Below are 9711 nucleotides of genomic sequence, written 5' to 3'. Positions count from 1 at the left end.
GGGCAGCGGCGTCGGGCCGGTGTCCTATGCCGACGGCGTCGCCCGCGCGGCGCCGTCCGTCGTGAACGTCTACACCACCAAGCACGTCAACGTGCCGCTGATCCCGCTGCCCGACGATCCCGTGCTGCGCCAGCTATTCGGCCAGATGCCGGGCGTCAGCCGGCGGCAGGCCACGACCAGCCTGGGGTCCGGCGTCATCGTGAACCAGGACGGCCATGTGCTGACGAACTACCACGTGGTGCAGGCGGCGGACGCCATCGAGGTCGCGTTGGCCGACGGCCGCCGCGATACCGCCAAGGTCGTGGGCGCGGACCCCGATACCGATCTGGCCGTGTTGAAGCTGAGCACGTTGCGCGCCCTGCCCGCCGCCACGTTGGCAGCCGACCGCGGTTTGCGCGTGGGCGACGTGGTGCTGGCCATCGGCAACCCGTTCGGCGTGGGGCAGACCACCACCCAGGGCATCGTGTCGGCGCTGGGCCGAAATGGGCTGGGCCTGAACACGTACGAGAACTTCATCCAGACGGACGCCGCGATCAACCCGGGTAACTCGGGGGGCGCGCTGGTGGACGCCGAAGGCAACTTGGTCGGCATCAACACGGCCATCTATTCGGAATCGGGCGGGTCGATGGGCATCGGCTTCGCCACGCCTATCGAGATCGCGCGCAAGGTCATGGACGACATCGTCAAGACTGGCGGCGTCAAGCGCGGCTGGCTGGGCGTGGAGCCGCAGGATGTCACGCCCGAACTGGCCCGCGCCTTCGGGCTGGGCGCCGACGCGAAAGGCGCGATCATCGCGGGCGTGATGCGAGACGGTCCGGCGGCGCGCGGTGGCCTGCGCGTGGGCGACATCGTGCAGTCGGTCAATGGCAAACCCATGGCCGACACGGCCCAGTTGCTGTCGGAAATCGCGCAACAGCCTCCCGGCCAGCGCGCGACGCTGGGCATTCTGCGCGCGGGCAAGCCGCAGGACGTGTCCGTCGTGGTGGGCACGCGGCCCGGAAAGCCCCGTTAGCCCTTCAAGGGACGTGCGCGGCGCCCTCCACCAACAGCCGCACCATCGACAGCACGGTTTTTTTGGTGCTGTCGGGTTGCTGGCGCAGCAGCGCGCAGATTTCAGCGCAGTAGCCGTCGATCACGGGCGCGGTGGCAGGCATGACGGGCAGCACGCCCGTGCGGGAGGGCACGCCGTGGGGGCCGGGTTCGGTGCCGCTGAGCACGCCGTCCGTCAGCCACGGCACGCTGGTTTCAAGCGCGACGGCCAGGCGTAGCAGCGTACCGCGGGACGGCGAGTAGCGGTCTTCGCGGGTAAGAATGCGATGGATGCAGGATTGCGGCACGCGGGAGATGCGTGCCAGTTGATTCTGGCTGTGGATGCCGCGCCACCGCATCAGGGCGCGCAGCCTTTGGGCAAGCGACATACCTGCAATGTAGGATTGCAGGCATGTGCGGGCAAGAGTCAATCAGTCCTATCTTGCCTGGCCATCCGCGCCAGCGGCGATATCAGTGCCGCTCGGTCAGGGAATCCGCGGCGTCGTCCGCCGGGACCGCGCCTGGTTTGGGCGACACCATCCGGGCGCAGATCAGGCCCACTTCATAGAGCAGGCACAGCGGCACCGCCAACATGAATTGGCTGACCACGTCGGGCGGCGTGACCACCGCGGCGATGATGAAGGCGCCGACCACGACATAGCCACGCGCGGCGCGCAGCTTGGACAATTCGACAATGCCCGTCTTCACCAGCAGCACCACGGCCACGGGCACCTCGAACGTGATGCCGAAGGCCATGAACATCGTCATGACGAAGCTCAGGTAGGCCTCGATGTCTGGTGCCGGCGTGATGGATTGCGGCGCGAAGGTGGCGATGAAGTGGAAGACCGTGCGGAACACCACGAAATAGCAAAACGCCATGCCCGCGATGAACAGGAACGTGCTTGAGATGATCAGCGGCAGCGCCAGGCGTTTTTCGTGCCGGTACAGGCCGGGCGCGACGAACGCCCAGGCCTGGTACAGCACGACCGGCAGCGCCACGATGAAGGCCGCCATCATCGTGACCTTGACGGGCACCATGAACGGCGTGATGACGCCCGTGGCGATCATGCGGGTGCCTTCGGGCAGCGAAGCCAGCATGGGCGCGGCCAGCACGTCATAGATGGCGGACGCGCCGGGGTAGATGAACAATACGATGAACACGGCCACGACGGCGCCGACGGCGCGCAGCAGGCGGGTGCGCAATTCGACCAGGTGGGAGATGAAGGTCTCTTGCTGGCCTTCTTCTTGGGAGGCGTCCTGGGTCACGTCGGTGTTCCAGAGGGCGTGACGGGCTTGGCGGCGGGCGCGGCGTCGTCGGCCTTGGGCGCGCGGGGCGCCGGGGCGGGTTGTTGGGGGGCGGACGCGGCAGGCACGGGGGCCGGCGCGGGCACGGCGGGCAGCTCCAGGTCCAGGCTGTGGTTCTGGCCGGGCGGGGCAATCGTGCGGGCGGGTTCGACGGGAGCGTCTCCGGCCGGGACATTCCCGGCGGAGGGGGCCCCGACTGAGGCGTCTCCGACTGAGGCGTCCCCGACGATAACCGGCGCGACCTTGCCGCTGGCTTCGCGGGCGACTTCGTCGAGTTCCGCGCGGAATTGCTGGACCGGTTCCTGCAGCGAGGCTTGCGTGTCGTTCAACGACTGCTGCACGCCTTGCGCGGCGTCTTCCATTTCGTTTTTGAACTTGCGCAGTTCGTCGAGTTCGATTTCGCGCTGGATATCGGACTTCACGTCATTGACGTAACGCTGCGCGCGCCCAAGGAGGTGGCCGACGGTGCGGGCGACCTTGGGCAGGCGTTCGGGGCCAATGACGATCAAGGCGACGACGCCGATCACCATCAGTTCAGTGAGGCTGACATCAAACATTCGACGGCCGCTCGGGAATTGAAGCAATAAGGGCCGGCCCGTTCAGGGCTGGCCCGGGAGACGAGCCGCGGCTCAGGAGTTGGTCTTTTCCTTGGCTTGCACGTCGATGGTTTCACCGGAAACGCGCTGCTGCGCGATCGGATCCGCCGGCTTTTCGCCGTTGGCGTCCTTCATGCCTTCCTTGAAACCCTTCACCGCGCCGCCCAGGTCCGAGCCGATGTTGCGCAGTTTTTTGGTGCCGAAAATCAGCGCCACGATGACCAGAACGACCAACCAATGCCAAATGCTGAAACTACCCATGATGTTTCTCCGAATTACGCGGTGGGGGCTACGCGCCCTTTCCAGGGTCGCGAGCCGCCGATGATGTGGAAATGCAAATGCGGGACTTCCTGGCCGCCTTCGACGCCAGAGTTGATCATGATGCGAAATCCGCCATCAGGGCCCGGACGGCAACCGTTTTCGGCTGCTAGCCGCGGCGCCAACGACATCATTCTACCCAACCAACCTGCGTCCTCGCCCGTAATATCCTGCATGGATGTGACATGACGTCGAGGGATCAGCAGTAAATGTACCGGTGCGGCCGGATTAATATCGTGGAATGCAACAAAGTCCTCGTCTTCATAGACTTTCTTGGACGGGATGTCGCCAGCGGCGATCTTGCAGAAAAGACAGTTGTCGCTCATTTTCCGGGCTCCGTGGTCAGTCTTTGGGGCGGCTTGCCTTCTCGGCCAGGCCCGACAGGCCTTCGCGGCGGGCCAATTCGGCCAGCACGTCTTCCGGCCGCAGCTTGAAATGCGTCAGCGCGACCAGGCAGTGGAACCACAGGTCGGCGGTTTCGCTGACGATGCGCTCCGGCACGCCGTCTTTGGCGGCCATGACCAGTTCCGTGGCTTCTTCGCCGATCTTCTTCAGGAAGGCGTCGGGGCCCTTGGCCAGCAGCTTGGCGGAATACGATGCGGTGGGATCCCCGCCGTTTTCGGGGCGGCGGGTTTCCAGCGTGTCGGCGATGCGTGCCAGGATATCGGCCGCGCTTAGCGTTTGATCGGTCATTTGTAGATCAGTTCGGGGTCTTTTAGCACCGGGTCAACCGTGACCCAGGCTGCCTGGTCCGTCGGCCCTTCCAGGCGGCGGAAAAAACAACTGGCGCGGCCGGTGTGGCACGCGATGCCGCCTTCCTGGTGGACCTTGAGCAAAATGACGTCGCCGTCGCAATCCAGGCGCAATTCGTGCACTTCCTGCACGTGGCCCGATTCTTCGCCCTTGCGCCACAGGCGTTGGCGCGAACGCGACCAGTACACGGCGCGGCCGGTGGCGGCCGTTTCAGCCAGCGATTCGCGGTTCATCCAGGCCACCATCATGATCTGGCCGTTTTCAAAGTCTTGGGCGATGGCGGGGATCAGGCCGTTTTCGTCGAAGACGACGTCGGCCATCCAGGCGGGTTCGGTGCTCATGATTAGTCCAACCGTACGGAAATGCCTTGTTCGGCCATGAAGCGCTTGCACTCGCCGACGGTGTGCTGGCCAAAATGGAAAATGCTGGCGGCCAGCACGGCGCTGGCGCGGCCGGTGGTGACGCCATCGGCCAGGTGTTGCAGGTTACCCACGCCGCCCGAGGCAATGACGGGCACGGGCACCGCGTCCGACACGGCGCGGGTCAGCGCCAGATCGAAGCCCGACTTGGTGCCGTCGCGGTCCATGCTGGTCAACAGGATTTCGCCCGCGCCGTAGGCCGCCATGCGGCGCGCCCAGGCCACGGCGTCCAGCCCGGTGGCCTTGCGGCCGCCATGGGTGAAGACTTCCCAGCGGGCGGGTTCGCCCTCGGCAGACACGCGGCGCGCGTCGATGGCCACGACCACGCATTGCGAGCCGTGGTAGTCGGACGCGGCGCGAACCAGTTCCGGGTTGGCCACGGCGGCGCTGTTGATGCTGATCTTGTCGGCGCCGGCATTCAGCAGGCGCTGGATGTCGGACACCTGGCGCACGCCGCCACCCACCGTCAGCGGGATGAAGACCTGGGACGCCACCTGCTCGATGATGGGCAGGATCAGGTCGCGGCCGTCGCTGGTGGCGGTGATGTCCAGGAACGTGAGTTCGTCGGCGCCCTGCTCGTTGTATCGGCGGGCGATCTCGACGGGGTCGCCCGCGTCGAGCAGGTTGACGAAGTTCACGCCCTTGACGACGCGCCCGGCGGTCACGTCAAGGCAGGGGATGATGCGGCGGGTCAGCGCGCTCTGGACGGGCGCGCCGGCCCCGGGGGTGCTGCTGGAGGTGGTCATTTTGCCAATTCGTCGGCGCGGGCCTGGGCTGCCTGGAAATCAAGCGTGCCTTCGTAGATGCTGCGGCCCAGGATGGCGCCTTCGACGCCTTCTTCCTCGACTGCGCACAGGGCTTCGATGTCCTGGATGCCGGCAATGCCGCCCGACGCGTACACGGGGATGCGCACGTGCTGGGCCAGGCGGACCGTGGCTTCGACGTTCACGCCCGAGAGCATGCCGTCGCGGCCGATGTCGGTGTAGATGATGGCCTCGCAGCCATAGTCTTCGAACTTCTTGGCCAGATCCAGCACGTCGTGGCGGGTCAGCTTGCTCCAGCCGTCGGTGGCGATCTTGCCGTCGCGGGCGTCCAGGCCGACGATGATCTGGCCGGGGAATGCGCCGCAGGCGTCTTGCAGGAAGCCCGGGTTCTTGACCGCGGCGGTGCCGATGATCACGTAGGAGATGCCGGCATCAAGGTAGCGCTCGATGGTGTCGAGGTCGCGGATGCCGCCGCCGATCTGGACGGGGATGTCGTCGCCGACGGCTTCCAGGATGGCCTTGATGGGCGCTTCGTTCTTCGGTTTACCGGCGACGGCGCCGTTCAGGTCGACCAGATGCAGGCGGCGCGCGCCTTGGTCGAGCCAACGGGTGGCCATGGCGGCGGGGTCTTCGGAGAACACCGTTGCATCGTCCAGGTCACCCTGGCGCAGGCGCACGCAGCGCCCGTCTTTAAGATCGATGGCGGGGATCAGCAGCATGGTGGGCAGCAAAAAAGAAAGAGGGGTTGAATGGGCTGGCGCACGTGGGCTCTAGGCCTACGGCTGCCAGTCTACAAAATTGCGATACAGGCGCAAACCGTGTTCGGCGCTCTTTTCGGGGTGGAACTGCACCGCGAAAATGTTAGCTGCCGCCACTGCGCAGGTAAAGGCGACGCCATAATCGGTTTCACCAACAGTCAGGCCGGAATCGTCCGGGTCGGCGTAGTAACTATGGACGAAATAGAAGTGCGTGTCGTCCGGAATGCCGTCCCAGATAGGGTGAGAGCGTGTCTGGCGGACTTTGTTCCATCCCATGTGCGGCACTTTGAGCCGTTCCGGGCGGGTGTCGGCCAGGCCCGCCGCACCGGTGTCGGCCAGGCAGGCTTCGTCGTCGGCGGCGATCAGGTCCGCGAAGCGCGGCCCCGAGAAGCGGCGCACGACGCCGGGGAACAGGCCCAGGCAGGACGTGCCGCCTTCTTCAGAGGAGTCGAACAGCATTTGTTCGCCCACGCAGACGCCCAGCAGGGGCTTGTTGCGGGCGGCGCGGACGACGGCTTCACGCAGGCCGGATTCATTCAGGGTGCGCATGCAGTCCGCCATCGCGCCCTGGCCGGGGAAGACCACGCGGTCGGCCGCGTCGATGTCCTGGGGCTGGTTGCAGATGCGGATGTCCGCGTCGGGGGCGGCGAACGTCAGGGCGCGTGCGACGGAGTGGAAATTGCCCATTCCATAGTCGACGATGGCGATAGTGGTCACTTCTTTTGCCTGGTGCGGTGGGTTTGGCGAACGGTTACAGCACGCCCTTGGTGGAGGGCACGACGTCGCCCATGCGCGGGTCGACTTCCATGGCCATGCGCAGGGCGCGGCCACAGGCCTTGAAGACGGTTTCCGCCTGGTGGTGGGCGTTGAAGCCGCGCAGGTTGTCGATGTGCAGCGTGATCAGCGCGTGATTGACCAGCCCCTGGAAGAACTCGCGCGTCAGGTCGACGTCGAAGTTGCCGATGTGGGCGCGCGTGAACGGGATGTGGTATTCCAGGCCGGGACGGCCGGAAAAGTCCACCACGACGCGCGACAGCGCTTCGTCCAGCGGCACATAGGCGTGGCCGTAGCGGCGCAGCCCGGCCTTGGTGCCGACCGCTTTCGCGATTGCCATGCCCAGGGTGATGCCCACGTCTTCCACCGTGTGGTGCGCATCGATGTGCAGGTCGCCCTCGGCCTTGATGTCGAGGTCGATCAGGCCGTGGCGCGCGATCTGGTCCAGCATGTGGTCCAGGAACGGCACGCCCGTGTCGATCGTCTGCTTGCCGGTGCCATCGATGTTGATGGCCACGCGGATGCGGGTTTCGTTGGTGTTGCGGGTGATCTCTGCGGTACGCATGTTAAGCACTCAAAATCTCTTGCAGGGCAGCCAGCAAGGCGGCGTTCTCGGCCGGGGCGCCCACCGAGATGCGCAGGCAGTTGGCCAGGAGCGGATGGGCGTTGGAGAAGTTACGAATCAATATTTTGCGCGTTTTCAGCGCAAGATGCACGGCGTTGCCGTCCAGCTTGCCGGAAAAGCGCGCGAGTATGAAGTTGCCGGCGGAAGGGAATACCCTGACGCCGGGCAGCGCCGCCAGGGCCGCAGCCAGCGGTTCGCGGTCGGCGCGCAGGCGCGCGGCCTGCTCGTCCAGCACGTCCTTGTGGCGCAGAACCGTCATCAGCGTGGCCTGGGTCAGCACGTCCAGGTTGTAGGGCGGGCGCACTTTATTCAGTTCGGCGATCCAGTCCGGGTGGCCCGCCATGTATCCGAAACGCAAGCCCGCCAGGCCGATCTTGGAGACCGTGCGCATGACGACGACATTGGGCGCGTCCAGCACCTGCGCCATCCAGGTGCGGTCGGCGAAGGGCTGATAGGCCTCGTCCAGCACCACCAGGCCCGGGGCGGCGGCGATGATCGCCTGCACGTCGTGGTCGGACCAGAGGCCGCCGGTGGGGTTGTTGGGCACGGCCAGGAACACGACCTTGGGTTGGTGCTCGCGGATGGCGGCCAGCATGGCCGGCAAATCCAGGGTCAGATCATCGGTCAGCGGCACGCCGACGAAGCGGGCGTGGTCGAACCGGGCCGCCATGTCGAAATAGACGAACGACGGCCACGGCGACATCACGGTGTCGCCGGGGTTGCAGCAGGCCTGCACGACGATGTGGATCAGTTCGTCGGAGCCGTTGCCGAACAGCACGTCGGCGGCAGCGGGTACCCCGAACGCGGCCTTCACCGCCTGCTGCAGCGCGGTCAGGTCGGCGGCCGGGTAGCGGTTCAGCGCCGTGTCGCGCACTGCCCGGGCGATGTCGTCGCGGACCGTTTCGGGAAGCTCGTAGGGGCATTCCATCGCGTCCAGCTTGATGCAGCCTTCCGCGTTGGCCACGGGATAGGCGGCCAGTTCGCGGATGTCGGCGCGCACGGTGCCGGCGATGCGGCCGGCGACGCTCATGGCTTGTCGATCCGGTACTGGGCGCTGGCGGCATGCGCCTGCAGGCCCTCGCCCAGCGCCAGTTCGGCGGCGATGCGGCCCAGGGTCTGCGCACCCTGATGCGATACCTGGATCAGGCTGGAACGCTTCTGGAAGTCGTACACGCCCAGCGGCGACGAAAAGCGCGCGGTGCGCGACGTCGGCAGCACGTGGTTCGGGCCGGCGCAGTAGTCGCCCAGCGCCTCCGAACTGAACCGGCCCATGAAGATCGCGCCGGCGTGGCGGATCTTGGCCGTCCAGATTTCGGGCTGCTCGGTAGAGATTTCCAAGTGCTCGGGCGCGATGTCGTTGGCGATCTGGCAGGCTTCTTCCAGGCTTTGGACCTGGATCAGCGCGCCGCGGTTCGCCAGGCTGACGCGCAGGATGTCGGCGCGCGGCATCGTCGGCAGGAGGCGCGCGATGGCGGCTTCGACTTCCGCGAGGAAGGCGGCGTCCGGACAGAGCAGGATCGATTGCGCCAGTTCGTCGTGTTCGGCCTGCGAGAACAGGTCCATGGCGATCCAGTCGGCCGGCGTCTTGCCGTCGCAGATGACCAGGATCTCGCTGGGGCCGGCGATCATGTCGATGCCGACCACGCCGAACACGCGGCGCTTGGCGGCGGCGACATAGGCGTTGCCAGGGCCGACGATCTTGTCCACGGCGGGCACCGTATCGGTGCCGTAGGCCAGCGCGCCCACGGCCTGCGCGCCGCCAATGGCGAACACGCGGTCCACGCCGCCGATGGCGGCCGCGGCCAGCACGATGGGGTTGCGCACGCCGTCGGGCGTGGGCGTGACCATGATCAGTTCCTGTACGCCCGCGACCTTGGCCGGGATGGCGTTCATCAGCACCGACGACGGATAGGCGGCCTTGCCGCCCGGCACGTACAGGCCCACGCGATCCAGCGGCGTGACCTGCTGGCCCAGCATCGTGCCTTCGGCGTCGGTGTAGGTCCAGGTCTCGGCGCGCTGGCGTTCGTGGTAGCTGCGCACGCGGTCGGCGGCGGCTTCCAGCGCATTGCGCTGGGCGGCGGGCAGCGAGGCCAGCGCGGCATGCCAGTCTGCCTTGGGAATTTCCAGCGCGGCGGCCGATGCCCCCGGCATGCGGTCGAAGCGTTGCGTGTATTCCACCAGCGCGGCGTCGCCGCGGGCGCGTACGTCGGCCAGGATGCCGGCGGCGGCGCGGTCGATGGACTCGTCCTCGTTGGCCTCGAAGGCCAGCAGCGTGGACAGGGCGGATTTGAATCCGGGATCGCGGGAGTCAAGACGATTGATCAGGGCCATGGCGTCATGCAGCAAAGCGGAAAGCGGCCGCCGCGGCAT

14 protein-coding genes are annotated in these 9711 nt (G+C 66.6%); 1 reads left to right on the top strand and 13 read right to left on the bottom strand.

The features are described 5' to 3' along the window. A partial coding sequence (locus ACE039_RS13300) for a trypsin-like peptidase domain-containing protein (RefSeq protein ID WP_485822578.1) occupies positions 1 to 1012 on the top strand: 1012 nt, incomplete at its 5' end. A gap of 4 nt (positions 1013 to 1016) precedes the next feature. Here ACE039_RS13300 and ACE039_RS13295 read toward each other — a convergent pair. The 13 genes from ACE039_RS13295 to hisD form a co-directional block, all read right to left on the bottom strand. Then, positions 1017 to 1418, bottom strand: coding sequence for a helix-turn-helix domain-containing protein (locus tag ACE039_RS13295; protein WP_485822577.1), 402 nt, complete (start codon positions 1416 to 1418; stop codon positions 1017 to 1019). An 82-nt stretch (positions 1419 to 1500) separates the two neighbouring features. Then, positions 1501 to 2295, bottom strand: coding sequence for a twin-arginine translocase subunit TatC (gene tatC / locus ACE039_RS13290; protein WP_485822576.1), 795 nt, complete (start codon positions 2293 to 2295; stop codon positions 1501 to 1503). Next, positions 2292 to 2891, bottom strand: coding sequence for a Sec-independent protein translocase protein TatB (gene tatB / locus ACE039_RS13285; RefSeq protein ID WP_485822575.1), 600 nt, complete (start codon positions 2889 to 2891; stop codon positions 2292 to 2294). Before tatB ends, tatC begins: the two co-directional genes overlap by 4 nt. A 72-nt stretch (positions 2892 to 2963) precedes the next feature. Next, positions 2964 to 3191 carry a Sec-independent protein translocase subunit TatA gene (gene tatA, locus ACE039_RS13280; protein WP_006216828.1) on the bottom strand — a complete coding sequence of 76 codons (228 nt, stop codon included), beginning with the start codon at positions 3189 to 3191 and terminating at the stop codon, positions 2964 to 2966. A gap of 14 nt (positions 3192 to 3205) precedes the next feature. Further along, entirely contained in the window at positions 3206 to 3574 is a 369-nt protein-coding gene (locus ACE039_RS13275; RefSeq protein ID WP_006224531.1) for a histidine triad nucleotide-binding protein, read from the bottom strand. A gap of 16 nt (positions 3575 to 3590) precedes the next feature. Next, entirely contained in the window at positions 3591 to 3941 is a 351-nt protein-coding gene (locus tag ACE039_RS13270; protein WP_279993596.1) for a phosphoribosyl-ATP diphosphatase, read from the bottom strand. Next, positions 3938 to 4342 carry a phosphoribosyl-AMP cyclohydrolase gene (gene hisI / locus ACE039_RS13265; protein WP_448708565.1) on the bottom strand — a complete coding sequence of 135 codons (405 nt, stop codon included), beginning with the start codon at positions 4340 to 4342 and terminating at the stop codon, positions 3938 to 3940. The genes ACE039_RS13270 and hisI overlap by 4 nt, the downstream gene beginning before the upstream one ends. A 2-nt stretch (positions 4343 to 4344) precedes the next feature. After that, positions 4345 to 5166, bottom strand: coding sequence for an imidazole glycerol phosphate synthase subunit HisF (hisF, locus tag ACE039_RS13260; RefSeq protein ID WP_448708564.1), 822 nt, complete (start codon positions 5164 to 5166; stop codon positions 4345 to 4347). Next, entirely contained in the window at positions 5163 to 5903 is a 741-nt protein-coding gene (gene hisA / locus ACE039_RS13255; protein ID WP_046805342.1) for a 1-(5-phosphoribosyl)-5-[(5-phosphoribosylamino)methylideneamino]imidazole-4-carboxamide isomerase, read from the bottom strand. Before hisA ends, hisF begins: the two co-directional genes overlap by 4 nt. A 57-nt stretch (positions 5904 to 5960) precedes the next feature. Beyond that, positions 5961 to 6659: an imidazole glycerol phosphate synthase subunit HisH gene (locus ACE039_RS13250; RefSeq protein ID WP_313461152.1), complete on the bottom strand. Its 699-nt coding sequence runs from the start codon at positions 6657 to 6659 to the stop codon at positions 5961 to 5963. A 34-nt stretch (positions 6660 to 6693) separates the two neighbouring features. Next, on the bottom strand, positions 6694 to 7281 hold the full coding sequence (gene hisB, locus ACE039_RS13245) for an imidazoleglycerol-phosphate dehydratase HisB (RefSeq protein ID WP_006216836.1): 588 nt from the start codon (positions 7279 to 7281) through the stop codon (positions 6694 to 6696). A gap of 1 nt (position 7282) precedes the next feature. Next, the gene (gene hisC, locus ACE039_RS13240; RefSeq protein WP_448708563.1) at positions 7283 to 8371 is read right to left on the bottom strand and encodes a histidinol-phosphate transaminase; all 1089 of its coding nucleotides are present in this window, start codon (positions 8369 to 8371) and stop codon (positions 7283 to 7285) included. Beyond that, complete coding sequence (gene hisD / locus ACE039_RS13235) at positions 8368 to 9672, bottom strand: histidinol dehydrogenase (protein WP_448708562.1); 1305 nt, start codon at positions 9670 to 9672, stop codon at positions 8368 to 8370. The genes hisC and hisD overlap by 4 nt, the downstream gene beginning before the upstream one ends. Positions 9673 to 9711: the final 39 nt, after the last annotated feature.

This window comes from Achromobacter maghribensis (assembly GCF_057334215.1).
Note: the sequence above shows the minus strand (reverse complement) of the source record. Positions and strands in the feature narration are given on the sequence as shown.